The organism is Zobellia sp. OII3 (genome assembly GCF_002211465.1).
GTDB classification, from domain to species: Bacteria; Bacteroidota; Bacteroidia; order Flavobacteriales; family Flavobacteriaceae; genus Zobellia; species Zobellia galactanivorans.
Genome location: NZ_MWRZ01000009.1, coordinates 41,755 through 66,886, shown reverse-complemented (window position 1 = coordinate 66,886; position 25,132 = coordinate 41,755). Strand labels below are relative to the sequence as shown.

Annotated in this window: 27 protein-coding genes; 13 read left to right on the top strand and 14 right to left on the bottom strand. The window is 43.7% G+C overall.

Features of this window, described 5'->3' with window-relative positions:
- The first annotated feature begins 156 nt into the window (after positions 1–156).
- Positions 157–699 carry a pyridoxamine 5'-phosphate oxidase family protein gene (locus tag B4Q04_RS18660; protein ID WP_013991956.1) on the top strand — a complete coding sequence of 181 codons (543 nt, stop codon included), beginning with the start codon at positions 157–159 and terminating at the stop codon, positions 697–699.
- 11 nt (positions 700–710) lie between these two features.
- On the opposite strand, the gene bshC is transcribed toward B4Q04_RS18660, so the two are convergent.
- A complete protein-coding gene (gene bshC / locus B4Q04_RS18655; RefSeq protein ID WP_088697699.1) occupies positions 711–2,312 on the bottom strand; it encodes a bacillithiol biosynthesis cysteine-adding enzyme BshC in 1,602 nt (533 codons plus the stop codon).
- A 150-nt stretch (positions 2,313–2,462) separates the two neighbouring features.
- Here bshC and B4Q04_RS18650 point away from each other — a divergent pair, with 150 nt between their 5' ends.
- Together B4Q04_RS18650 and B4Q04_RS18645 are read left to right on the top strand one after the other, a co-directional pair.
- Positions 2,463–4,928, top strand: a complete 2,466-nt coding sequence (locus B4Q04_RS18650) for a M14 family metallopeptidase (protein ID WP_088697698.1) — start codon at positions 2,463–2,465, stop codon at positions 4,926–4,928.
- 38 nt (positions 4,929–4,966) lie between these two features.
- The gene (locus B4Q04_RS18645) at positions 4,967–6,013 is read left to right on the top strand and encodes an MBL fold metallo-hydrolase (protein WP_088697697.1); all 1,047 of its coding nucleotides are present in this window, start codon (positions 4,967–4,969) and stop codon (positions 6,011–6,013) included.
- 34 nt (positions 6,014–6,047) lie between these two features.
- Here the strand turns inward: B4Q04_RS18645 and B4Q04_RS18640 are convergent, their stop codons facing one another.
- Positions 6,048–6,653 (bottom strand): DUF4337 family protein, encoded by a 606-nt coding sequence (locus B4Q04_RS18640; protein ID WP_013991960.1) that lies wholly within the window; start codon positions 6,651–6,653, stop codon positions 6,048–6,050.
- Positions 6,654–6,863: 210 nt separating this feature from the next.
- On the opposite strand from B4Q04_RS18640, the gene B4Q04_RS18635 reads away from it, so the two are divergent.
- The 9 genes from B4Q04_RS18635 to B4Q04_RS18595 all read left to right on the top strand — a co-directional run bounded on the left by B4Q04_RS18635 (position 6,864) and on the right by B4Q04_RS18595 (position 13,765).
- Positions 6,864–7,373 (top strand): GNAT family N-acetyltransferase, encoded by a 510-nt coding sequence (locus B4Q04_RS18635; protein ID WP_013991961.1) that lies wholly within the window; start codon positions 6,864–6,866, stop codon positions 7,371–7,373.
- A 161-nt stretch (positions 7,374–7,534) separates the two neighbouring features.
- Positions 7,535–8,467 (top strand): DUF6929 family protein, encoded by a 933-nt coding sequence (locus B4Q04_RS18630; RefSeq protein WP_088697696.1) that lies wholly within the window; start codon positions 7,535–7,537, stop codon positions 8,465–8,467.
- Positions 8,468–8,565: 98 nt separating this feature from the next.
- On the top strand, positions 8,566–8,895 hold the full coding sequence (locus B4Q04_RS18625) for an ArsR/SmtB family transcription factor (RefSeq protein WP_013991963.1): 330 nt from the start codon (positions 8,566–8,568) through the stop codon (positions 8,893–8,895).
- Positions 8,896–8,945: 50 nt separating this feature from the next.
- The gene (locus tag B4Q04_RS18620; RefSeq protein ID WP_013991964.1) at positions 8,946–9,413 is read left to right on the top strand and encodes a DUF6428 family protein; all 468 of its coding nucleotides are present in this window, start codon (positions 8,946–8,948) and stop codon (positions 9,411–9,413) included.
- A 35-nt stretch (positions 9,414–9,448) separates the two neighbouring features.
- Entirely contained in the window at positions 9,449–10,075 is a 627-nt protein-coding gene (locus B4Q04_RS18615) for a low molecular weight phosphatase family protein (protein ID WP_088697695.1), read from the top strand.
- On the top strand, positions 10,068–11,120 hold the full coding sequence (gene arsB / locus B4Q04_RS18610) for an ACR3 family arsenite efflux transporter (RefSeq protein ID WP_013991966.1): 1,053 nt from the start codon (positions 10,068–10,070) through the stop codon (positions 11,118–11,120). The genes B4Q04_RS18615 and arsB overlap by 8 nt, the downstream gene beginning before the upstream one ends.
- Positions 11,121–11,306: 186 nt before the next feature.
- On the top strand, positions 11,307–12,767 hold the full coding sequence (locus tag B4Q04_RS18605; RefSeq protein ID WP_088697694.1) for a potassium/proton antiporter: 1,461 nt from the start codon (positions 11,307–11,309) through the stop codon (positions 12,765–12,767).
- 44 nt (positions 12,768–12,811) lie between these two features.
- A complete protein-coding gene (locus tag B4Q04_RS18600) occupies positions 12,812–13,177 on the top strand; it encodes a hypothetical protein (RefSeq protein WP_088697693.1) in 366 nt (121 codons plus the stop codon).
- 102 nt (positions 13,178–13,279) lie between these two features.
- Positions 13,280–13,765 (top strand): hypothetical protein, encoded by a 486-nt coding sequence (locus tag B4Q04_RS18595; RefSeq protein ID WP_013991969.1) that lies wholly within the window; start codon positions 13,280–13,282, stop codon positions 13,763–13,765.
- A 70-nt stretch (positions 13,766–13,835) separates the two neighbouring features.
- Here B4Q04_RS18595 and B4Q04_RS18590 read toward each other — a convergent pair whose 3' ends face one another.
- The 4 genes from B4Q04_RS18590 to rimO form a co-directional block, all read right to left on the bottom strand.
- The gene (locus B4Q04_RS18590; RefSeq protein ID WP_088697692.1) at positions 13,836–14,834 is read right to left on the bottom strand and encodes an SMP-30/gluconolactonase/LRE family protein; all 999 of its coding nucleotides are present in this window, start codon (positions 14,832–14,834) and stop codon (positions 13,836–13,838) included.
- 35 nt (positions 14,835–14,869) lie between these two features.
- A complete protein-coding gene (locus tag B4Q04_RS18585) occupies positions 14,870–16,192 on the bottom strand; it encodes a GntP family permease (RefSeq protein ID WP_088697691.1) in 1,323 nt (440 codons plus the stop codon).
- 71 nt (positions 16,193–16,263) lie between these two features.
- Positions 16,264–17,412 carry a galactonate dehydratase gene (dgoD, locus tag B4Q04_RS18580; protein WP_410543978.1) on the bottom strand — a complete coding sequence of 383 codons (1,149 nt, stop codon included), beginning with the start codon at positions 17,410–17,412 and terminating at the stop codon, positions 16,264–16,266.
- Between the two features lie 221 nt (positions 17,413–17,633).
- Entirely contained in the window at positions 17,634–18,935 is a 1,302-nt protein-coding gene (gene rimO / locus B4Q04_RS18575; RefSeq protein WP_013991973.1) for a 30S ribosomal protein S12 methylthiotransferase RimO, read from the bottom strand.
- Positions 18,936–19,055: 120 nt separating this feature from the next.
- Here rimO and B4Q04_RS18570 point away from each other — a divergent pair, with 120 nt between their 5' ends.
- Positions 19,056–20,156, top strand: a complete 1,101-nt coding sequence (locus B4Q04_RS18570; RefSeq protein WP_088697689.1) for a serine hydrolase domain-containing protein — start codon at positions 19,056–19,058, stop codon at positions 20,154–20,156.
- Here B4Q04_RS18570 and ftsY read toward each other — a convergent pair.
- The 8 genes from ftsY to B4Q04_RS18530 all read right to left on the bottom strand — a co-directional run bounded on the left by ftsY (position 20,146) and on the right by B4Q04_RS18530 (position 24,963).
- Entirely contained in the window at positions 20,146–21,102 is a 957-nt protein-coding gene (gene ftsY / locus B4Q04_RS18565; protein WP_013991975.1) for a signal recognition particle-docking protein FtsY, read from the bottom strand. The two genes, B4Q04_RS18570 and ftsY, sit on opposite strands and share 11 nt — an antisense overlap.
- Positions 21,103–21,282: 180 nt before the next feature.
- On the bottom strand, positions 21,283–21,435 hold the full coding sequence (locus tag B4Q04_RS18560; protein ID WP_013991976.1) for a DUF4295 domain-containing protein: 153 nt from the start codon (positions 21,433–21,435) through the stop codon (positions 21,283–21,285).
- 36 nt (positions 21,436–21,471) lie between these two features.
- Positions 21,472–21,654, bottom strand: a complete 183-nt coding sequence (gene rpmG / locus B4Q04_RS18555) for a 50S ribosomal protein L33 (RefSeq protein WP_013991977.1) — start codon at positions 21,652–21,654, stop codon at positions 21,472–21,474.
- An 11-nt stretch (positions 21,655–21,665) separates the two neighbouring features.
- Positions 21,666–21,902 (bottom strand): 50S ribosomal protein L28, encoded by a 237-nt coding sequence (gene rpmB / locus B4Q04_RS18550; protein WP_013991978.1) that lies wholly within the window; start codon positions 21,900–21,902, stop codon positions 21,666–21,668.
- Between the two features lie 67 nt (positions 21,903–21,969).
- Complete coding sequence (locus B4Q04_RS18545; RefSeq protein WP_088697688.1) at positions 21,970–23,220, bottom strand: competence/damage-inducible protein A; 1,251 nt, start codon at positions 23,218–23,220, stop codon at positions 21,970–21,972.
- A complete protein-coding gene (locus tag B4Q04_RS18540; protein ID WP_013991980.1) occupies positions 23,220–23,558 on the bottom strand; it encodes an Hpt domain-containing protein in 339 nt (112 codons plus the stop codon). The genes B4Q04_RS18545 and B4Q04_RS18540 overlap by 1 nt, the downstream gene beginning before the upstream one ends.
- Positions 23,558–24,169: a fumarylacetoacetate hydrolase family protein gene (locus B4Q04_RS18535; protein WP_013991981.1), complete on the bottom strand. Its 612-nt coding sequence runs from the start codon at positions 24,167–24,169 to the stop codon at positions 23,558–23,560. The genes B4Q04_RS18540 and B4Q04_RS18535 overlap by 1 nt, the downstream gene beginning before the upstream one ends.
- A gap of 17 nt (positions 24,170–24,186) precedes the next feature.
- Positions 24,187–24,963 (bottom strand): 3'-5' exonuclease, encoded by a 777-nt coding sequence (locus B4Q04_RS18530; RefSeq protein WP_013991982.1) that lies wholly within the window; start codon positions 24,961–24,963, stop codon positions 24,187–24,189.
- Positions 24,964–25,132: the final 169 nt, after the last annotated feature.

The following is a 25,132-nucleotide window of genomic DNA, read 5'->3' as shown; positions in this document are numbered from 1 at the left end:
CCGGACTTTTCATCAAAATCAAAAAAACCAACCTAAACACATGAAACGGTTTAATTAATAAACTTTTTCATAGCATTTTTTATTAATAACACCCTACTCATGAAATACCCTACCTCTTTTTAAAAGTTTTTTCTACTTTTATTCAAAAGCACGCCCATGACCTCTATTTACTGGGATGAAACCCTAGACGAAATAAAAAAAGGAATAACCGAAATAGGACATCCGTTTCGTTTTTTTACACTGGCCACTACCGATGAATCGGACCACCCGAGCCAACGGACCGTGGTCTTTAGGCACTTCAACGACAATCTAGATGTGGTGTTTTATACGGATAGGCGCTCGCAAAAAGTCAAGGATATAGAAAAAAACGGAACCGTAAGCTTGTTGTTCTACCACCCAAAGAACCTATTGCAGATTGGTTTAAAAGGAAAGGCATCGATAATTACGGATACCGACTTATTAAAAACCTATTGGAGTACCGTGCCGGATAGCAACAAAAAAGACTACACCACCCACCTAGCCCCCGGAAGCCCTATCGAAAACCCTGGATCCGTAGAATACCTAAACGAGCATTACTTCTGCGCCATAAAAATCGAGCCTACGAGTATTGAATACCTCAAAGTGAGGCAACCTAAGCATATAAGGGTACTGTTTTCAAAAACCGATGGATCTTGGTCCGGAAAATTCTTGGCTCCTTAAGCCTTCAAGGGCTACACCTTAATGACCGTAAACTCCAGTTGCAAAGGCTTTAAAGCCTCTAAGAGCATCGGAATCAAATCTTCGCCCAGTTCGAGATATAGTTCAGAAAAGTTCACGTTACGCTCTTGCAATGATTTATTCGGAAAGAGTTCGTTTTGGATTTCCGTCATGCGCATGACATGGTCTTTTAGCTTGCGTTTTTGCGCTTGCAGCAATCGTTTTTCAAGATTTTCAAGGCCTTTCTTTTGCTTTACTTCCTGGGCCTTTACGGCGCCTAGAAAAGAAGCATCGGTCTGTTCGGCCAAATCGTACATGGCCTTGAACTGCTCTTCCAAATATTGTTTTTGAGGCGTAAAGTCGATATCGATATTCGATATTTCCCTTATTTTTTTATTGATAAAACTGCTTTGCCTTAAAAAAATATCGGCTACCGAAAGATTCATTTTTTCAAGCTTTCCCTTTTGTTTGTCGCTAATCACCAAGGCCGAATTCCTAAGCAACAAAACCGGGAACGGCACCTGCATGGCCTCGAACATAGTCTTGAGTTCCAGCCAATAGGCTATTTCCCCTCCTCCCCCGATATAACAAAGATTAGGCAAAATAACTTCCTGATATAAGGGACGCGCAATGACATTGGGCGAGAACCGCTCAGGATACGCTTTTAATTCTTTTTGTAGTTCTTCCTTTGTAAAACGGATTTCGGTATCGTTTACGAAATAAGCCCCGTTCTGTTCTACGATACGTTCACGGAGTCCGTCTTTCAGATAGAAATAGTTGATTTCACGCGGATTGACCTGTACCCCATATTTTTTATCAAGGGCCTCAAAGCCTGTTATGGTTTCCGAAACCTTTTTATAGGCCAATTGGTCGAAGATATCTTTCTCGGCATAAGGAAGCAAAAGGCTTTTTAAATTTCTATCATCGCCATCCACAATGACCAGACCTTCCTTTCCAAAGAGTTCATTTGCCAAATAGCGCGTGGCCTCGGCCAAATTATTATGCCCCAAATACGATTTTCTAAATAGCTCCTTTAGCGCCTTGGCATTGGCACTGTTGCCTATTTGATTTGAAAATGCCTCAAAAATTTCATCAAGGCCCTTCGTATCTAAATGCCCTACGGCGCCCGAGGCCGTTCTGTTCCATTTTAATTTTTTCCCTCGGAAGTTAAAGTAGTTGATTTCCTCAAAATCATGGTCCTCCGTAGCCATCCAATAGACGGGAACAAAGTTATATTTCGGATAGGCCGTTTTAAGCTCCTTTGTCAGGTTTATGGTAGAAACGATCTTGTAAAGAAAGTACAATGGCCCGGTAAAAAGATTCAACTGATGCCCGGTCACCACGGTAAAAGTAATAGGTTCCTTTAATTTTTTAAGATGTGTTCGGGTCGCATCGGTAACCTCGAAACCCTTGTACTGTTTTTGGAGCGCCTCATAGAGCACTTCCCTGTTCCCATCGGGAAAACTCGTCGCCTTCTCGGCTATTTGGGCCTCAAAATTATCCAGGTTCGGAAACCGATGGTAAAAATTTCGCACCTGCGGTTCTTCAGCAAGATAATCGCAAATAAATTCGGTAAAATAGCCGGTTTTGTAAAAAGGTAAACAGTCAATTTCCATAAGGGTGTAAATATAAAACTCTTCGCCAATGCGGCTTCCTAAAAATACGTTAATTACTTCAACCTGTTTTTCGTACCACTAATGGAAAAACTTACCATATACGGCCAATAATCAGTAGCTTTGATAGCATCCTTAGGAAACATTCGCTATATGAGATTTTTCATTTCCCTCTTGTTCATTTGCACCTGTCTAAGCTCTCATGCACAGAATTTAAAGGCTCCGTCAGATTTTTTAGGTTATGAGCTGGGTACGCGATTTACCCCACATCACCGTGTAGTCGACTATTATTCGTATCTCGCGGAAAACGATCCCTCTCGCGTACAACTTGAAAATTACGGGGAAACCAACGAAGGCAGACCGCTGATCTTGGCCTATATATCAACGGCCAAGAACATGAAAAGCCGTGAAAAAATCAGGCTGGAACACCTAAAGAACACCGAAGGAAAAGGGGAGCCCAACATTGCTATCGTATGGATGAGCTATAACGTACACGGCAATGAAAGCGTAAGCACGGAAGCCTCTATGAAAACCGTGTACGAACTATTGACCCAGAAAGAGGAATATTTAGAAAACACCTTGGTCATTATAGACCCATGTGTCAACCCTGACGGTCGCGATCGATATGTAAACTGGTACAATCAATATAAAAATTCGCCCTACACCATAGACCCCAACAGTGCGGAGCATCACGAACCTTGGCTAAACGGTAGGCCCAACCACTATATGTTCGACCTGAACCGAGATTGGGCATGGCTTACACAAATTGAGAGCAGGCAACGTATAAAGGTCTACAACAAATGGCTGCCACATGTACACGTCGATTTCCACGAACAAGGTGTGGACAGTCCGTATTATTTCGCCCCCGCGGCGGAACCTTTTCACGAAGTGATTACCGATTTTCAGCGGGAATTTCAAACGACCGTAGGCAAAAACCACGCAAAATATTTTGATGCGAACGGATGGTTTTATTTTACCAAGGAAGTCTTCGACCTATTGTACCCAAGCTATGGAGATACCTTCCCTACCTACAACGGAAGTATCGGCATGACGTACGAACAAGGCGGTAGCGGTAGCGCGGGCCTAGGCGTACGAACAGGAACAGGCGATACGTTAACCTTGAAGGACAGGATCCTTCACCACCATACCACGGGACTATCGACCCTTGAAATCGCATCACAGAACGCGGTTCGCTTAAACCAAGAATTCAAAAAATTCTACCAGCCCAAGGACTTTAAGTACAAAAGTTATGTACTGAACGGCAACCCCGACAAACTGAAGGCCTTGACCGAATTACTGACCAAGCACGAAATCGAATACGGATGGGCCACCGACAAGACCGCAAAGGGTTTCAACTATGTTTTAGGCAAGAACGGCTCGGTAAAAATCGACAATAATGCCTTAGTAGTCAATTCCGATCAAAAAAAGGGAACCCTGGTAAAAGTACTCTTTGAACCCAATACAAAATTGAGCGACTCCCTGACCTATGATATTACCGCATGGTCTTTGCCCTATGCCTATGGACTTAATGCCATTGCTTCGGAAACCAAGGTTGCCGCACAAACCACAACGGACCGGAACAAATTCGATGCCCTAAACTTAGAAGAACTCTCAAGCAAGTCGTACGCCTTTCTTATAAAATGGAACAGCTTTAGCGATGCCCGATTCTTGGCCGACCTGCTCAATAGCAATATTAAGGTCCGTTATGCCCAAAACCCCTTTGTTATGGATGGTGTTTCTTACGACCGAGGCACTCTTATCATTACCAAATCGGACAATAAAAACCTTCCGGATTTCTTGGACAGCTTACGATCCAAAGCCTTAAGGCACCAAAAGGTGATATACCCTACCTCTACCGGTTTTGTTGACGGGGGAAAAGATTTTGGTTCGCATTCGGTACAGCCCCTAAAAAAGGCAAAGGTGGCACTGCTTTCGGGCAAGCCCACCTCTACCCTGAACTTTGGTGAAATCTGGTATTTTTTCGAACAACAGCTACAGTACCCGGTAAGCGTGCTCAATAGCGACTACTTCAATACCGTTGATCTTTCCGAATACGACATTTTGATCCTGCCCAGCGGTAAGCCGTACAGTCAATTTTTAAACCCAGCCCGAATGAAAAGCCTCAAACAATGGGTAAGGGATGGCGGTAAATTAATAGCAATGGGAAGTGCCCTAAAAGATTTTGCAAAAGACAAAACGCTTCAGCTCAAGCCCAAAAACATCAAGAAAGACAGCATAGCCCCCATACCGGTCTATGACCATGATCAAAGGGAGCAAATCAAGAATGAAATAACAGGGGCCATTTTCAAAACCAGAATAAACAACACACACCCTTTGGCCTATGGGTATGACGACATTTACTTTAGCCTTAAACTGGGGGGCGATGCCTATGCATACCTCAACAAAGGCACCGTAGCCTATCTCGACGGCAACAACATTGAACCCGTAGCCGGTTTTGCCGGTAGCGATGCCCAACAAAAAATTGCCGAAACATTGGTCTTCGGAGTAGAAAAATATGGCTCGGGACAGTTGGTCTACATGGTAGACAACCCCTTGTTCAGAGGTTTTTGGGAAAACGGGAAACTCCTCTTTTCCAATGCCCTTTTCATGGTCGATTAGCCCCGAAATGATTATATTGACTCCCTCAATACGACTACTTGAAAAACTTTAGAAAACAATTTGGTGGCCAATTGACCGACACCCTCATTAAGCGGTACGGTCAATCGGAAAACTGGAAAGAAGGCAAGTTTCAAAACCTGGAAGACACAGGAATGTCCATCAGCTTTTGGGACATACCCAAACTTCTATACCGACAGTTTACCGACAAAGAAAAAAGGGAACCTGCCACGCCCCTCCCCATAGCCCCGTTCAACAAAGCATCCTTTTTACGGGAAGGCGCCGACTTCAACTACATTTGGTACGGACATTCGGCCCTTTTGATACGGATGAACGCCAAGACTATATTAATAGATCCTATGTTGGGCCCCAATGCATCCCCTATCGCCCCGTTCAAGACCAAACGCTTTTCAGAAAACGCATTGGCGCTCATCGACGATTTCCCAGAAATCGACCTGATGCTACTAAGCCATGATCATTATGACCACCTCGATTATGACAGCATTCAAAAATTAAAAAACAAGACCAAAAACTATTATGTAGCCCTTGGCGTCAAACGCCATTTGATCGCTTGGGGCATAGACCCTGGCCTAATTACGGAATTCGACTGGTGGAACAACACCTCCTATGCCGACATTCAAATCACCTTTACCCCAAGCAGGCACTTCTCGGGAAGGGGACTGACCGATAGGGCCAAATCACTTTGGGGCGGATGGGCCTTTAAATCAGAAAATCTCAATATTTGGTTCAGTGGTGACGGTGGCTATGGCAATCACTTTAAAACGATCGGAAGAAAGCTGGGGCCCTTCGATTTTGGCTTTATGGAAGCGGGACAATACAATGAAAAATGGCGACAGATCCATATGTTTCCCGAAGAAAGCGTTCAGGCGGCACTTGACGCACAAGTAAAAAAAGCCATGCCCGTACACTGGGCGGGATTCGCCTTGGCGCAACACGACTGGACAGAACCTGCCACAATCTTTAAAAATACGGCCAAGGAAAAAGGTTTGGAGGTCACCTTCCCCAAGTTAGGAGTGCCCTATACTTTATCGGAGACCCAAACCGAAGCATGGTGGCCCATCAGGTAATCCGTGCTAGGGCGAATTCATTAAAAAAAATGATTTACAATAGGGAATAATACCCGTATATACTGACCGCAAGCCCTATAAAGCCCGAGGCTATCATCAGCCCTGTAAAGACCTCTTGCAATCTACGGTTATCATGAATGATCATGCCTAGAACACCAAAGAGAATACTGATCTGAAGAAAAAGTATTCCGATATCGATTTGCGCCACTAGCTTTCGATTGGAGATACCTACCTCCTCCCAAGCGCGGAGCCCAACTATTTTTCCCATTTCACCATCAAGGTCTTGCGACCAGGCCGAACGGGGAATATTATCGGAACCCAATAGTATTTCGGTTTTTTCCTCTTCGTATTTGCGGATCAGGTCGTTGGTCATCTCTATCCTGAAATCTAGCTGATCCATTTTCTCATCTTCCACCAGACCTGCACTCCGCAACGATTCTAGATAATCTCGCTGGTTTTCTTTTAATATCTGCTTGATACTCTTTGCATTGTACCAATTTGAATAACTGACATACTTGTAATTAGAGCTGGCAATCTTTTCTTCCAACTTGCTATTTACCACCTCCATAACGGCCAATAATGCCACTATAATCATGATAATCACCCCCCCTCTACTCTCAATTTTACTACTTTTAGACATTATTCGGTATTCTATATCGATTTGGTTTAATGGGAGTTTCGATTTAAACCTACTCCTCTCTAAAGGTTATACGAAAAAAAAGCACTTTGGGACGGCACGGACCAGAACCCACCAAGGAAATTTAACAAAAATACACCGATACCAAGAAAAAAGAAAAAACAACGAATTAAAAAACGTTCATTTTTTACACTTTATTCCTACAAAACTACCATGGCATTTAACACCGAAAGATTAAACTTAAAACCGACCACCGTGGAAGACGCAATCTTTATCCATGAACTCTTTAATTCCCCAGGTTGGATCAAATATATTGGCGATAGAAAGGTATATACGGTAAACGATGCCCAAACCTATATCAATACCAAAATAAGGCCTCAGTTCGAAAAGCTAGGTTATGGCAACTATACCGTAATTCGAACCTCCGATGGCGCCAAAGTCGGATCTTGCGGTCTATACAAACGGGATGGCCTACCCTGTATCGATATCGGGTTTGCTTTTCTACCCGAATATGCGAAAAAAGGATATGCCTTTGAAGCCGCACTCAAGCTAAAAGAAATGGCTTTCAACATCTTTCACCTTGAAGAGCTATCCGCCATTACGAGAATAGATAACAAAGCTTCACAACGATTACTCTCTAAACTTGGCCTTCGCCAAAACGGAACCATACGTTTGCCAGGTGACTCGGTCGAATTGTTGTTCTATCATATCAAAAACAAGTAAGTTCCGTTCCGCAATTGCAAGATAGATCGATCAAACCCTTGCCCGAAGGGGTATTGTTTTTATACAAATAGCTAAATTTGCCCGGATAACAAAAAGGTGAACCCAGATGGGCCATTAGTTATGTAGACTGATATTTCCATTTTCACCAAGAAACATAGCTAATGAAAATAGCCTTTATTTCCTTACTCCTAACTATTGCGACCACCTGCAACAGGCCTCTTCTGGAACTAGAAGTCATAGATACCACCTTACTCGAAAATGTACCTAGCGCGTCCGGCATCACAAAGGCCGGTGACAAATTTTTCGTAATAGGTGACGACTCCCCCTACCTCTTCAAGGTCGACGAAGACGGACGCGTACTTGACAAATCGCTCATCTATTCCACGGAGCTCTTAGACGGAAATAGGCTCGACAAGGTTAAAAAACCCGATTTTGAAGCCTTGGAAAGTGTTAACGAAAACGAGATTCTAGCTTTTGGTTCTGGGGCAAAATCTCCTGAAAGGGATATTTTTTTGCACATTACCTTAAACGATAGTATCAATGTAAGTACCTATCAGGTTTCGGAATTCTACGACCATTTAAGAAAGCACCACGCCCTAGATGGCGCCCACCTGAACATTGAGGGCGTAGCCCTCTACCATGAGAATATTTATCTCTTCAATAGGGGCAAAAACGTAATTTTCATCTTTGATTATTCCGATTTGCTCGATTATTTGGAAGGAAGAAAAACTTTTTCCAAACCTCAGGCCCTAGTTTATAAACTACCGCAGATCGATGGTTTTGAGTCAGGCTTTTCAGGAGCCACTATCTTGGAAGAGGAAAACCTAGTTCTCTTTACCGCATCCGTAGAAAAAACAGGAACAGCCTATAACGATGGCCAGATTGCAGGAAGCTTTATCGGGGCCATTCCTATTGTCAACAATACTTTTTCGAAAAAATACGGAGTTGCGGCCATACCGAACAACGACACTCCCCTAAAAGTAGAATCGGTCACCGTGGCCGAAAAAACTCCCGATGGCAAGCTGAGACTCTCCTTGGTTACCGATGACGACAAAGGGAATTCCATACGACTCAACTGCCTTTTGAAAATTTAACCGTAACACCTTTGAAAATAAAAATTCTGTTAAAATCGCCCCGAACTTAATTCCGTACTTTTATTAATCGTAATATTGCAATATACAAATACAAAAGTATGGGACTCGCCAAAACCGAAATATTCACAGACCTTCAAAATGAGATTGCACTCTATGCAAAGGTTTTCGGGCATCCGGCACGGGTAGCCATACTTGAACATTTATTTAAAATAAACGCCTGTGTCTGTGGCGACCTGGTAAATGAAATAGGATTGGCACAACCGACCATTTCACAGCATTTGAAAGAACTCAAGAACCTAGGCCTTATAAAAGGCACCGTTGAAGGAACCAGCGTTTGTTATTGCATCCATAAGGAAAACTGGACCCAAATGAAGGAAGTCATGTTCAAATTCTTGGATCAAGACCTTCCAAAATCAAATTGTTGCTAAAAAAATTTGAACTGCTTAATCGTAAAATTACAATAAATAAAAAATAGATTATGAAACTATCAGAAATCAAATCAGAACTTTCTAAATTAGAGAAAATAGCCTTTCAACTTCCCAATGGGGAATTGGTACCGAGCCACTTTCACGTAACGGAAATAGGTAAAATCACCAAACACTTTATAGATTGCGGGGGCACCGTGCGCAACGAAGAGGTCGTAAATTTTCAACTCTGGAACGCCAACGACTACGACCACAGACTACACCCTGAAAAACTATTGCACATTATTGAGCTTTCCGAAAAGACCTTGGGCATAGGTGACCTTGAAATCGAGGTCGAATACCAAGGGGATACCATCGGCAAATTCGGTTTGGATTTTGACGGCACCAACTTCTTGTTAACGACCAAACAAACGGATTGCTTGGCCAAGGAAAACTGTGGCATTCCTACCGAAAAACCGAAACTACAATTTTCCGACTTGGGACAAGGGAGTTCTTGTGACCCTAAAAGCGGGTGTTGTTAAGCGTTTCTCCTAAATTTCCAACTAAACATATTTTAATGAAAACTTTTGAAAAAATTGAGAACACCATTGCCTCCCTGCAAACGGGTTCTATTTCCGATGCGCGAAAAACGGTATTGCAACCCCTAATCGATTTTATCCAGGGCAAGGTAGATGCCGATGAAACCATACGCCTGAATTTTATTTGCACCCACAACTCTCGCAGAAGCCACCTTTCGCAAGTCTGGGCACAGGCCATGGCCTATCATTTCAATATCAAGAACGTTTTTTGCTATTCCGGAGGAACGGAAGCCACGGCTTTGTTTCCCATGGCGGCCGAAACACTGGGCAATACCGGTTTCGATGTGGTAAGAAGATCCGATGACAAAAATCCCGTTTACAGCATTAAATATGCCCCCAACGAGCATCCTGTTATTTGTTTTTCAAAAACCTTGGATGACGATTTTAACCCCCAATCCAATTTTGCGGCCATTATGACCTGCAGTCAGGCCGATGGTGGCTGCCCATTTATTGCGGGTGCCGAAAAACGGATTCCCATCACATTCGAAGACCCAAAAGTTTTCGACAACACCCCACAGCAGGCAGAAAAGTACCATGAAAGGAGTATTCAAATTGCTACCGAACTGTTTTTTGTTTTCTCAAAAATAACCCCTAAAAATGGCTAAAAAGTTAAGTTTTTTAGATAGCTACCTCACGCTTTGGATATTTGCCGCCATGATACTCGGTGTCGCTATCGGCAATTTTTTTCCCCAGCTTCCCGACCTGATAAATTCCGCAAGCAGTGGAACGACCAATATACCTATTGCCATCGGCCTCATCCTAATGATGTACCCGCCCTTGGCCAAGGTAAATTACGCCCTACTCCCCAAGGTTTTTAGAAATATCAAGATTTTATCCATTTCATTGGTACTCAACTGGATCATAGGGCCCGTTCTTATGTTTTTGCTGGCCATTACCTTTCTTCAAGATTATCCGGAATATATGGTCGGGCTAATTTTGATCGGCTTGGCACGGTGCATCGCCATGGTACTGGTTTGGAACGACCTCGCCGATGGCAGTAGTGAATATGGGGCCGGACTTGTGGCACTGAACAGTATCTTTCAGGTGTTCGCCTATAGTTTTTATGCCTATATCTTTATTACCGTACTACCCCCCTATTTTGGTTTTGACGGGGCCATTGTTGACATTTCAATTGCCACCATTGCCGAAAGTGTTGCCATATACCTAGGCATACCCTTCGTTCTGGGCATATTGAGCCGCTCTATTCTCGTACGTTTAAAAGGAGAGGAATGGTACTCAAAAAAGTTTATCCCTACCGTATCTCCCATGACCTTGATCGCCCTTCTGTTTACCATCGTGGTCATGTTTTCCTTAAAAGGCGAGCTGATCGTTGAAATTCCTATGGATGTACTCATCATTGCCGTACCCTTGCTCATTTATTTTGCGCTTATGTTTATCATAGGTTTCTTCGTTACAAAAGCCACGGGGGCCACATATGACAAAACCACTTCCGTGGCCTTTACCGCCGCCGGAAACAACTTTGAACTGGCCATTGCGGTTGCCATAGCCGTCTTCGGATTAAATTCAGGCCAGGCCTTTGCCGGGGTTATCGGGCCCTTGGTAGAAGTTCCCGCCCTTATTTTGCTGGTTCGGGTTTCGTTTTGGCTGCGAAAGAAGTATTATAAAAAAACCGAAAACGTAGTTTCATAGATCCTTTCGGATGTGCCATTACCATTGTTAGCGAACCAAGTTCATGGCTTCACGATGGTAATGGCATTTTTACATTATTTCAAGCCAATTTTTATTGATATTAATGGTAACTCGCCGCTATTTTTGATTGATTTCCTTACCTAGAAACAATATCTTGCACAGATATTTTTTAAGCATGCAAAGCGAATGAATCTTACTATCGAAAATATTGTCTTAATTGGCTCTTTATTACTCTTTATTAGTATTGTCGTAGGTAAAACCTCGTACAAATTTGGGGTACCTACCTTGCTACTTTTCCTGGGCATCGGAATGTTGGCCGGATCGGAGGGCATAGGTGGTATTGTATTCGACGATCCCAAAATCGCCCAATTCATCGGTGTGGTTTCGCTGAATTTTATTTTGTTCGCGGGAGGCCTTGATACCAGTTGGCCTGCCGTAAAGCCCATTCTCAAAGAAGGTATCTTGCTTTCGACCCTGGGCGTATTGCTCACCGCGGTCTCATTAGGTGTATTTGTATACTATGTCACCGATTTTACCATTTATGAAAGTTTACTACTAGGCTCCATAGTCTCCTCTACCGACGCCGCTGCGGTTTTCTCTATTCTACGGGGAAAAAGCCTCGCCCTCAAAACCAACCTTAGACCGACCCTGGAACTCGAAAGTGGCAGTAACGACCCCATGGCCTATGTACTTACCATTGCCTTTCTTTCCTTGGTCGTGAACCAAAATCAAGGACTGGCCTCTATAGTTCCCTTGTTTTTACAACAGATGATTCTTGGTGGCGCGGCAGGTTTCGGTTTTGGCAAGTTGAGCAAGCTGGTCATCAACAAGATAAGATTAGATTTTGAAGGGCTTTACCCCGTACTGGTCATCACCATGATGTTTATTACCTTTTCGGCAACCGATTTTATAGGAGGAAACGGGTTTTTGGCCATCTATATTTGCGCCGTTTATTTGGGGAATCAAGATCTCATCCACAAAAAAACCATCTTTCGTATGTTCGATGGTCTGGCCTGGCTGATGCAGATCGTGCTCTTCCTTACACTAGGGCTTTTGGTCTTCCCCAGTCATGTGGTACCTTATATCGGCATCGGCCTCACCATCTCACTGTTCTTGATTTTTATAGCGAGACCTATAGGTGTATTCATTAGCCTAATGTTCATTAAAATGAAACTCCGTAGGCGCTTCTATATTTCATGGGTAGGTCTTCGGGGAGCCGTACCCATCGTGTTTGCCACCTACCCCCTATTGGCGGGCATCGACAAGGCGCATATCATTTTCAATATCGTTTTCTTTATTTCGGTGACCTCGGTCCTTATACAAGGTACGACCTTGGCCATTGTTGCAAAATGGCTACACGTTGGCCTTCCCGAAAAGGCCAAGCGTATTTACGAAAAAGAGAAGTTCCTCGCCGAAATACCCAAGGCGGTCATGAAGGAAATCACCATTGGGGCCCAATGCTCTTCGGTCAACAAAAAAATCGTCGATTTAAACTTTCCCAAGAACGCCATCATTGCCATGATCAAACGAGACGATGTTTACATTACCCCCAAAGGGACCACCGAAATTCAACAAGGCGATACCTTGGTCGTACTTTCCGACAACATGGAAGGATTGAACGCTGTTCAAGAATGCCTAAATCATTAGTTTTTTTTAACATCTACAAACCAATATAGTTTTACCTTTGCCGAATGAAATCGGTTAAAAAGGTATTTGGTTTATTTGTGCTGACGGCAATTTATTGCTGTGCCATCGGCATGGGGCTAAATACCGATCAGACCCTTTCGGTAGAAAACCCGGGCCATGCCCATAAGGAATCTATCTCTACGGTATCGGCCAAACTTTACTGCCATACCTCCGAATCGGAAACAACGATAGACAACCCATCGAGCAACTCCGCTGATTGGCTTGAAGGTCCGGACAAGTTTTCGGGCTATTTCAAAGCCAGTGAGCGCACCTTTGAAAGCAAACTCACCCAATACACCCGTTTTTCGAGAAACTTGCTTATTTCTTATCGAAAATCGGATATGATATTCCCTTTTCATTACTTCTGGTAAATCCTTTTTTTTAAGTACCCCATGTCAAATCTTTGATTTGACCCATTACCATCGGGCTTGCTCCACGCACTGCCCCATTTATCCATTTAAAAACTTAAAAAAATGAATTTAGATTTAGGTACGTCCCTTGTCGGGGCCATATCCGTATTAGTATGTGTAATCCCCTTTGTTTTGGTTACCAGAAGTGTCAAGAAAAAAGAAAAAGCAATGCTCCGTTCCCTAAGCGATTTTGCGGAACAAGAAAACTGCAAAATACACGAACACGAGTATTTGGGCGATTTTATAATAGGAATGGACACCAATAAAAAGGTTGTTTTTTTCTATAAGGAAGAAAGGGACGCCTCTGAAAAACTTTCGGTAGACCTGAAAGACGTAAAGTCATGCAAAGCCTCTAGAATTGGAAAGACGTTCCGAAATAAAGGAAAGGTAGAGCAGGTCATCGAACGAATCGAACTGGTTTTCACTACCCGTCCGGCCGACCGTCGCAATGTCGTTTTTGAGCTTTTCAACAGCCATAATAACCTACAACTGAACGGAGAGCTGCAAACCGCCGAAAAATGGGCCAAAATAGTCAATGACTTAGTATAGCCCGCAAGTATTCCCAACTACGAAGCCCCCCGACGTTCCGGGGGGCTTTTGTATAAATAGATATCACGTTTTATTTAAGCGAAACCTTAAATATATAATCATCGGCCGTCAGGTAGAGTATTTTTTCACCTTTTCCGAAAGCACAATTCGCCGTTTTTTCACCGGTATGGATTTTGGCCACCGGTTTTCCCGATTCATTAAAAATCCAAACCCCACCGGGTCCCGTAGCAAACAGATAGCCTTTGCTGTGCATTTTCATACCATCGGGCAGGCCTTGTTGCCCTTCCTGACCTACCATTGGGGTTAAGTCGTAAAAAATCCTTTTGTTTTCGACCCTTCCCGTCGCTAAAATATCGTACTGGTACCATACGGCGTGTTCGGGATTGGAAACCGCCACGTACAATTTGGAAGCATCGGGACTTACCGCAATGCCATTCGGTCTTGATAATTTATCTACCAAAACGATTTCCCCTGTGTTTTTCAAACAATACACCCCTTGAAAATCGAGTTCTTTTTGGGGGTCGTCCATCTGTTGGGGCAACCCATATGGCGGATCGGTAAAATAGAGATTCCCCTCGGCATCGAAAACACCGTCATTCGGGCTGTTAAAGCGCTTTCCTTCAAATGAATCGGCAATTGCTTCGTAATCTGCCTTAGGAGCGTTCAACCCACTTTTCATTTTGGCTACCCGTCGTTCCCCGTGCTGCATCAACACAAGCTCTCCTTTCGGGCTCAACAGCAATCCGTTCGAACCAGGCTCCGCCCCGTAATCGCTTTTACCCAAATAACCTGACGGCTTGAGGTATTCGCTAGTATTTCCTAAGGCATCGATCTTAAACACGGTATTGTTCGGGATGTCGGAAAACAGGAGGTAATCGCCATCCGCAATCCACAAGGGGCCTTCCGTCCATGTAAACCCACTTCCTATAACTTCAATTTTGGCATTCGCATCTATAAGCTGTAATGCCTCACTATCTAGAATTTCAACAGAAAAACGGTCTTCCCTTTCTTGTGAAACAAGTGCGGTGTGAAGCCCCATCACTAAAACAATTACAAAAATTTTTTTCATGTCCAATTTATTTAAAATCGATTATCCCCTGAAACCTAGCCCATGAGTTGTGAAATACAGAATATCAAGGTCATGGCCGAGGTACCTAATACCAAGGTTCCAACCGTCTGTATCTGGTTTCCTTGCTTGACATCCATTCCCGTTAATGTGGTAAACACCCAAAAGAAGCTATCGTTGGCGTGTGAAACTACGGTAGAACCGGCCCCAATGGCCAAAACCGTCATCGTTTTCATAAAAGTTTCATCTAGGCCCAAGGCGGGCATCATAGGTGCGACAATGGAAGCCGTTGTTATCAAGGCCACGGTAGAGGAACCTTGGGTAGTCTTCAAACAAGCTGCCAACAAAAAAGGAAAAAATAAACCTATGGACATACCCGAAAAGCTTTCGGTAATCAACTCGGCGAAACCCGAGTTTTGAAGCATGGCACCAAAAATGCCCCCTGCGCCCGTAATTAAAATAATAGGTGCCGCAATACGCAACGAATCGCCCAACCAACCTGTTGCTGAATAGACTTGGGCATCTAATTTCTCAGGAAGCAATAAAGACAAAGCCACCCCTATCAGCAATGCTATTACAGGAGTACCCAAAAAAGCAATGACCGGATATACCGCCATGCCTGTCATACGAAGTTCGGGGTAATCAAAAATCGATTTTAAAACGATCAGAATAATCGGTACTATAATACACAACAGGGAAAGCGATAATTTGGGTCGATGTACCACATCGGGAGCAACTTCCATCCGGATGGGCACATGTACTTTGGAAGCTATTTTGGTCGCAAAAAAATAGCAGCTAACCAAAGACAAGGAGCTAACGATCAATCCCCATAATATAACACTCCCCAATTCCGCATTCAAAATACCGGCCGCGGCAATTGGTCCGGGTGTCGGCGGTACCATGACGTGGGTGGCGGTCAGGCCCAATGCCAAGGCCGCGGTAGTACCGGCATAAGAAACCTTGGCCTTTTCGGAAAGGGCCTTGTTCAATGAATTCATAATAATAAAGGCACTATCGGCAAAAACGGGAATTGAAAGAAGATAGCCGGTTAGCATCATGGCCAAGTGAATGGATTTCTCGCCAATAAGCTGGATCATACGCGTAGCAATGACCATAGCCCCTCCTGATTTTTCGAGTACGGTGCCTATGGCCACACCAAAGAAAATAATAAGTCCGATTTTGCCCATGATGCTACCAAAACCGTTGTTTACGGAGTCTATAATAGCCTCTACGCCCATTCCGGTGATGAATCCGTAGCCAATGGCAGCCAGTAAAAGCACAAAAAACGGATGGATTTTCCATCGGACAATGCCCATGATTATAAAGGTCAGGGCACAAATTAAAGCTACAAGATAAAGCATAGGTGGTTGGTTAAAGTTGGATTAATTTAAGTACTAAATCATTCTAAAACTGATATTTAAGTTATTATTTCTTACCATTCGGCAAAACTACCGTCTTCATTTCTCCAGACAGGATTGGCCCAGTTATGACCAATTTTCTGGCCTTCCCTCAACTTCTCTTCGTTGATTTCTACCCCAAGGCCCGGTTTTTTCAGGAGTTCTATATAGCCATCCTTTACATCGAACACTTCGGGGTTGTCCATATAATCCAACAGATCAAAACCTTTGTTGTAATGAATACCCAAACTACTTTCTTGGATTACCGCATTTATGGAATTGAAATCAACATGCAGGCATGAGGCAAGCGCTACTGGGCCCAAGGGGCAATGTGGCGCCAAGGCTACGTCGTAAGCTTCCGCCATGGCCGCGATTCTGCGCACTTCCGAGATTCCCCCGGCATGGCTTAAATCGGGCTGAATGATATCTACCGTTCCCCTATGCAAAAGTTCCTTAAAATCCCAACGGGAAAACATACGTTCGCCGGTTGCTATTGGAATACTGGTATACGGATAAATATGATCAAAGGCTTCATTATTCTCGCTCAACACCGGTTCCTCGATAAACATAGGGTTGTAAGGCGCCAGTTCGTCGATCAGACGTTTGACCATACCTTTGTGTATTCTTCCGTGAAAATCGAGTCCAATATCCAAAGTATCGCCAAACTCCTCCCGAAGCAATCGGATATTATCGGCCACAGTCTTAATTTTCTGTAAGGAATCGATCCATGCAAAGGCTCCCGTAGCATTCATTTTTACGGCTTTGTAGCCTTGCTCTACTTTTTCCCTTGCCTGCTCTAGAACAACTTCGGGATGATCCCCTCCTATCCAGCAGTACATTTTCATTTTCTTCCGTACCGCCCCCCCTAAAAGATCGTATACCGGAACACCAAGGTGCTTGCCTTTTATATCCCAAAGTGCTTGGTCTATCCCTGAAATGGCGCTCATAAGAATAGGCCCGCCGCGGTAGAAACCACCCCCATAAAGCGTCTGCCAAATATCTTCTATATCATTGGCCGAACGACCGATAAAGTACTGTGACAATTCGTTAACACAGGCTTCGACCGTAGCGGCCTTGCCTTCTACAACCGGCTCTCCCCAACCTATGATTCCGCTTTTCGTGGTTATTTTGAGAAAAAGCCAACGTGGCGGTACTTTAAAAAGTTCTATTTTTTCGATTCGCAAGTCATCCATACTATTCAACTAAAGTTCTAGGGTTATTTTTATCTCACCATAAGCAGCAGTTCTCACCGTTACGATTGGTTTCCCCTAAAGTAGTGAATAATATTGAAGTGTAATTAGTACGTTTAAAAATAAGCCCAGAGACCGGGCCATAAAAAAACCTGTCTCGTTCAAGACAGGTTTTCAATTCTTTTCAAAAAAGTCCCTACTTCTAGGACATATCATTATACCGGCTCGCCGTAAAGATCGAAATCTGCGGCATCGGTTATTTTTATATTTGCAAACTCTCCCTGTTTCAGATAGTATTTTGAAGCATCAATAAGGACTTCGTTATCTACATCAGGGGAATCGAATTCCGTTCGTCCGACAAAGTACGTTCCTTCTTTGCGGTCAATAATACAACGGAAGGTCTGTCCGATTTTTTCTTGGTTCAACTCCCATGAAATTTGTGATTGCAGCTCCATGATCTCGTTAGCCCTTTCTTGCTTGACCTCTTCGGGAACATCATCTTCTAAGGTATAGGCGTGGGTATTCTCTTCATGGCTATAGGTAAAGCAGCCCAATCGCTCGAAGCGCATTTCGGCCACCCATTCTTTTAGGGTTTGGAAATCTTCTTCGGTTTCCCCAGGGTAACCCACGATCAAAGTGGTACGAATGGCCATTTCAGGTACCGCCGCCCTAAATTCTTTTAGCAACTTTGTCGTTTTGGCCTGTGTTGTACCGCGACGCATACTTTTTAGGATGGAATCTGAAATATGCTGCAGGGGAATATCCAAGTAATTACAGATCTTAGGTTCTTCCTTCATTACGTCAAGAACATCTAAAGGAAAGCCCGTCGGGAAGGCATAATGCAATCGGATCCACTCAATACCTTCAACTTTTACCAAAGCTTGCAATAGCTCGGCCAAGTTGCGCTTTTTATAGAGGTCAAGACCGTAATAGGTCAAGTCTTGCGCAATGAGAATCAGTTCCTTGACACCCTTGGCGGCCAACTTTTCAGCTTCGGTCACCAAGTCTTCAATGGGCGTACTCTTATGCTTACCCCTCATAATAGGAATGGCACAGAACGAACAAGGTCGATCACAACCTTCGGCAATTTTTAAATAGGCGTAGTTTTTTGGTGTGGTCGTCAAACGCTCCCCTATAAGCTCGTGCTTATAATCGGCGCCAAGGGCCTTCAACAAATTAGGAAGTTCACTGGTGCCGAAATACTCGTCTACATTCGGAATTTCCTTTTGCAAATCGGGCTTATAGCGTTCACTTAGGCATCCGGTCACGAATACCTTATCTACTTCACCGGCCTCCTTCTTCTGAACATATTCCAGAATCGTATTGACACTTTCCTCTTTTGCATTGGCGATAAAGCCGCAAGTATTTATTACAACAACATTACCTTCCTCCTCATGAACCACTTCCTTTTCGTTGGCACGCAACTGCCCCATGAGCACTTCGGAATCATACACGTTTTTCGAGCATCCCAAAGTAACTACATTGATTTTATTCTGCTTCTGCGATTTTGTTCTCATAATTGGAAATTGACCGCAAAAATACAACAAGATGAACGAACAGCTTCCTTTTGGTACGATTTCTTGTTGAATTGCGTTAAACTTTAATAGCCATTTGACGTCCTATAAGAAATCGAGGTCATGAAATATATCACCAACTCTGTATTAAGCTTCCTTTTACTGTTTCTTTTTAGTTGTTCCTACGACAAGGTAGAATCCGAAGTCGAAATCGACCCAGTTCCACAGGGCATGTATTTCCCAGCCATTTCAAGTACCACTTGGGATACACTCACCCCTGCCCAACTCGCTTGGAACGAAACGGAAATAGAAAGTCTATATGAGTATTTAGACGTAAACCGGACCAAGGGTTTTATGGTTTTGAAAGACGGCCGTATCGTTCTTGAAAAATACTTCAATGGCCATACGGCCGATAGCCAATGGACCTGGTTCTCCGCCGCCAAGAGCCTGACGGCGACCATCACCGGTATTGCACAAGAGGAAGGCCTGCTCCATATTACCGACAAAACCTCCGATTATCTCGGAACGAATTGGACTTCACTACCTATAGAAAAGGAAAACCTGATTACCGTACAGCACCATTTAAGCATGACCACCGGCTTGACCGACCATGTGGGCGACTACATACCGTGGGTCTGTACCACCCCAAGTTGTTTGGAGTATACTGCAGATGCCGGCACCCGTTGGGCCTACCATCAGGGCGGTTTTATCGTTCTTCAAAATATTCTGACCCAAAGTACGGGAATGGACTTTCAGAGCTATGGAAAAACCAAACTTGAAGACCGTATCGGAATGCGGGGAAATTGGACCAAAGCCCTAGGCTTGAACCTATACAACAGTACCACCCGAAGCATGGCACGCTTCGGACTACTCGCCCTGAACAAAGGGAGTTGGGACGGGAGTTCGATCGTAAGCAAAACCTACTTCGACCAAATGACCGATACCTCCCAAGAACTGAATAAAAGCTATGGCTATTTGTGGTGGTTAAACGGAAAACAAAGTTATATGGGTACGACCTCCCAAGAAGTGGTATCGAGCGAACTGATACCCAATGCCCCCTCCGACCTATTTGCGGCCCTAGGTGCCAACGACCAGAAAATCTACGTCGTTCCCAGCCAAGGTCTGGTTATTGTTAGGTGCGGCGAAAGTGCTGGGGAAAACCAATTAGGACTCTCAAGCTTCGATAATGAACTGTGGGCTAAATTAAACGCCGTTATACCTTAAAGAAGGAGTCTACAAATTCATGCTTGTTGAACACCTGCAGGTCTTCAATTCCCTCTCCGACGCCAATATACTTGACGGGAATTTGAAATTGATCGGAGATACCGATGACCACACCGCCTTTTGCGGTACCGTCTAATTTGGTAACCGCCAACGAGGTTACTTCAGTGGCCTTGGTGAATTGTTTGGCCTGCTCGAAAGCATTCTGCCCGGTTGAACCATCGAGCACCAACAAAACGTCATGGGGTGTATTATCGACCACTTTTTGCATTACCCGTTTGACCTTCGTCAACTCGTTCATCAAGTTCACCTTATTATGAAGTCGTCCTGCCGTATCGATAATCACGACATCGGCATCTTGCTTGACGGCCGAACTCAAGGTATCGAAAGCGACAGAAGCCGGATCACTGCCCATTTTTTGTTTTACGATGGGAACGTCAACACGATCGGCCCACACCTGTAATTGATCGATGGCCGCAGCACGGAAGGTATCGGCTGCACCTAAAACCACTTTTAAGCCCTGCTTCTTAAACTGATAGGCCAACTTACCAATGGTCGTGGTCTTCCCCACGCCGTTTACACCTACCACCATAATGACATAGGGCCTTTTATCTTGTGGTACTGAAAATTCGGTTTGGTTCCCCAAATTGGTCTCGGAAAGAAGACCGGATATTTCTTCGCGAAGAATAGTATTGAGCTCGTCGGTACCCATATACTTATCCTTGGCGACACGAGCCTCGATGCGGTCAATAATTTTTAAGGTCGTGGTAACCCCGACATCGGAAGAAACAAGAACTTCCTCTAGGTTATCGAGTACATCGTCATCTACTTTAGACTTACCGGCAACCGCTTTGCTAAGCTTAGAGAGAAAGGAAGTTTTAGATTTCTCCAAGCCCTTGTCAAGGCTTTCCTTTTTCTTTGAAGAAAATATATTCTTGAACAAACTCATGTTTTCTTTGTATTAATAGGCTCAAAGATAAGAAAGTAAGGCGGAAGTTTTTACTTTAATTGGCACTACCATGGCTTTAAAACGATCCATGTTTAAACGGGGGCTTTTCTCATCTCGGTATAGGAGCAACAAAAAAAGCCCCTTCTTTACGAAGAGGCTTCATCATACTATAAAAGTATCTTACTTTTTAGACAACCATTCGTTGACCGCTTCTGGGGTCATAACGGATTCAACAAAAGTGTAAGAACCACTTTTTGCCGATTTCACCATTTTAATGGCTTTTGTCAATCTTTTTGAACTTGTCTGTAAACTTGCTACCGTCTTCTTTGCCATGACTAATTTCTTTTATGTCCCCGTTGATACGAAAACTTATTTAATCTCCTTATGGATTGTCATCCTCTTTAAAATAGGATTGAACTTTTTAATCTCCATTCTTTCGGGAGTGTTCTTTTTGTTCTTGGTAGTGATATACCTTGAAGTACCTGGCATGCCCGAATCTTTATGTTCGGTGCATTCCAAAATAACCTGTATTCTATTTCCTTTCTTTGCCATCGTATTCTAGCTTATTTTACCAATCCTTCTGCCTTCGCTTCTTTCAAAACCGCAGAAATACCCCTTTTGTTGATAATTTTCAACGCTTTTGCTGAAACCTTCAAAGTTACCCATCGGTCTTCTTCGGGAATATAAAAACGTTTCTTAGAAAGATTGACATTAAACCTTCTTCTGGTCTTATTGATAGAGAACGATACATTGTTACCGAACATCGCTCTCTTTCCCGTAATTTCACAAACTTTTGACATCGCGCTGATTTTTCTTTAAACAGGGTGCAAATTTATATCATTTTTATGGGATGGACAAAAGAATATTTCAGATTTTTGAAATTTCTTTTTGTAACAGCTCTAAAGCCTTGTTTACCGACTTCTCCACAATACGATTTCTATGGTTGCCCATATTGAATTTTTGGGCGTGAACACCTGTCGGTGTTGCAATGGCCAAAAAGACCGTTCCGACCTCGGCATCCGAATCCCCTTTTGTCGGGCCGGCGTTACCTGTGGTTGCTATGGCATAATCGGTTTTTAACAAACTTCTTACGTTTTTGGCCATGGCCTCGGCCACCTCGGCACTGACCACGGAATATCTATCCACTACATCCTTGGGCACCTTTAGAACGTTTATCTTTGTTTCCGTGGCATAACTCACGACACTGCCCTTAAAGTAGGCTGAAGCCCCCGGCAAGGCCGTCAGTTGCCCTGCGATCTTTCCTCCGGTGAAGCTTTCCGCCGTAGCCAAGGTCAGGCCTTTGCCCGTTAAGGTCTTGGCCACCAATTCTTCCAAGGTTTCCTCGTCTTCGGTTCCATACATGATGTCGCCTATGAGTGCCGGCAGTTTTTGAGCCTCCTTCTCTACCGCATCGACCAAGACCTGTTTATCTGGCCCTTTAGCACTTAAGCGCAACCTGACTTTCCCCAAATTGGGCAGATAGGCCAGTTTGACAAAGGGGGGAAGATGGTCTTCCCACTGCTCCAATCTCTCGGCAATGGCACTTTCTCCCAAGCCATAAGTTACTATGGTCTTATGCAGGATGTATGGGCGCTCAAAATCCTTAATGATTTTAGGAATGACCTGATTTACTATCAAATTCTCCATTTCATAGGGTACCCCCGGCAAGGAAACAAAGGCCACACCTTCATCCTTAAACCACATTCCCGGTGCCGTACCGAGCGCATTGTGAAGCACGGTCGCCTTAGAAGGCACCAAGGCCTGCATCCTGTTCATATCGGATATAGGAGTAGATGAAATATACTTTTCAAAAAGTTCTTCCACGTGGGCTAGCACACCCGCGTCTTCCACCAAGGTATCATTAAAAAACTCACAAAGGGTGTGCTTGGTAATATCATCTTTGGTCGGCCCGAGCCCTCCGGTCATGATAACCACCTGAGCCCTACCCTTGGCCTCTTCAAGAGCCTGAAGAATATGTTCCCTATCGTCTTGAACCGAAGTAATCTGATATACCGAGACCCCGATTTTATTCAGCTCCTTAGAAATAAAGGCTGAATTGGTATCGACAATCTGACCGATTAGGATTTCGTCGCCAATGGTAATGATTTCGGCAAACATCAAATACTAAAATCTTTCTTCAACTCCGATACGACTTGGTGTATATCTTTTTTTAGCAAGGGAAAGACCTCCTGTATCTCCGAAATATTTGCCCCGGCCTTACCTAAGGTCTCTATTTGCAATGCAGCGGCACGGGTCTGCTCCATCCCCAAAAGATCCACATTAGGCTTAATTTTATGGGCCAATTTATATACTTGGTCATGGTTTTGATCGTTCAGTGCAATCTCAAGATCCTCTAGATCTTGTGGCACTTCTTCTAAAAATACTGAAATTACAGAGTTGATGAAATCCTCATCCCCTTCAGCCATCTCATTGATTTTATCAAGATTGTAAATCATCATTTTACTTTTAAATGAAAAAGCTCATGCCCTTCAAGAACACCCGAAAGGTAATCATTTGCTTCAATTCTTCCAACACCGGAAGGCGTTCCGGTAAAAATTATATCGCCTTTTTTTAACATAAAAAACCGGGAAACATAAGCCACAAGTTCATCTATCTTCCAGAGCATGAGACTTGTATTTCCCTTTTGTACTTCTTTACCATTTTTGAACAGCGAAAAATTTATACGGTTCAAATCTTCAAAATCGGTTTTCGGAAGCCATTCACCTATAACGGCTGCTCCGTCAAACCCCTTTGCCTTTTCCCACGGCAGGCCTTTTTCCTTCAGTTTTGATTGCAGGTCCCTAGCCGTAAAATCAATACCTAAGCCTACTTCACTATAATATTTATGCGCAAACTTTTCATTGATATGCTTGCCCACCTTGTTGATCTTGACCAATACTTCAACCTCGTAATGGACATCGTTAGAGAATTCAGGGATATAAAAATCTTGTTCTTTGGGCAGGATTGCGGAATCGGGTTTGATAAACACCACCGGTTCTTCAGGGCGTTCATTGGCCAATTCGGCAATGTGCGCAGCATAGTTCCTCCCTATACAAATAAGTTTCATGTGTACCGATTTAAGCCTTACCCTAGTTTATTGTTCAGTTGGCTCAATTTGATCTGCGTTAATACCTTTTTGGTATACAGGGGAAAGTCGGCATTAAGAATCCACCCAAAATAGCCCGGCTCTTTTTCAAGAACATCCAACACCCTCCTACCCTTATGCTTACCAAAGGCAAACACCTCAACACCATCTTCATCATAGCCCAAAAAGCCGGCAAAGTCGGCAAACTGCCGATGCGTGGAAAATTCAGCTAATTTTTTTACGTTGTTCTCAAGCTCGGGGTATCGATCTAGCTGCGACAAAAGCACCTCATAGGTAGCCTGGGTATCGGCCTCCGCACTATGCGCATCGGTCAAATCCTTCCCGCAATAGAATTTATAGGCCGCGGCAAGGGTACGCTTTTCCATCTTATGGAAAATAGTCTGCACATCTATCGAGACCATACTTTTCATATCGAAGTCGATTTCGGCCCGAAGCATTTCTTCTGCCAATAAGGGAATGTCGAAACGATCAGAATTGAATCCGCCCAAATCACAGTCCTTTATCATCGCGTAAATGGTCTTGGACAACTCCTTAAAAGTAGGCTCATTGGCCACCTTTTCATTTGAAATACCGTGTATGGCGACGACCTCGTCCGGTATTTGCATTTCAGGGTTTACCAACCAAGTCTTGCTTTCCTTATTCCCGTTAGGGTATACTTTCAACACAGATATTTCTACAATTCGGTCTTTGGCAACATTGGTACCCGTAGTTTCCAAATCAAAAAAACAAATGGGACGCGTAAGATTAAGCTCCATGTTTTTGCAATTTTTTAAGCAAATATAATCTTTAACGAGCTTAGAGAAAATATATCTTCGGTTTTCTTGCCCGATTAAGGACCGCTATAGCCGGAAAGGCCGACAATTACCACACAAACAAGCGAGTTACAGATATGTACAAATCAAATACAAGGATTTACCCTACACC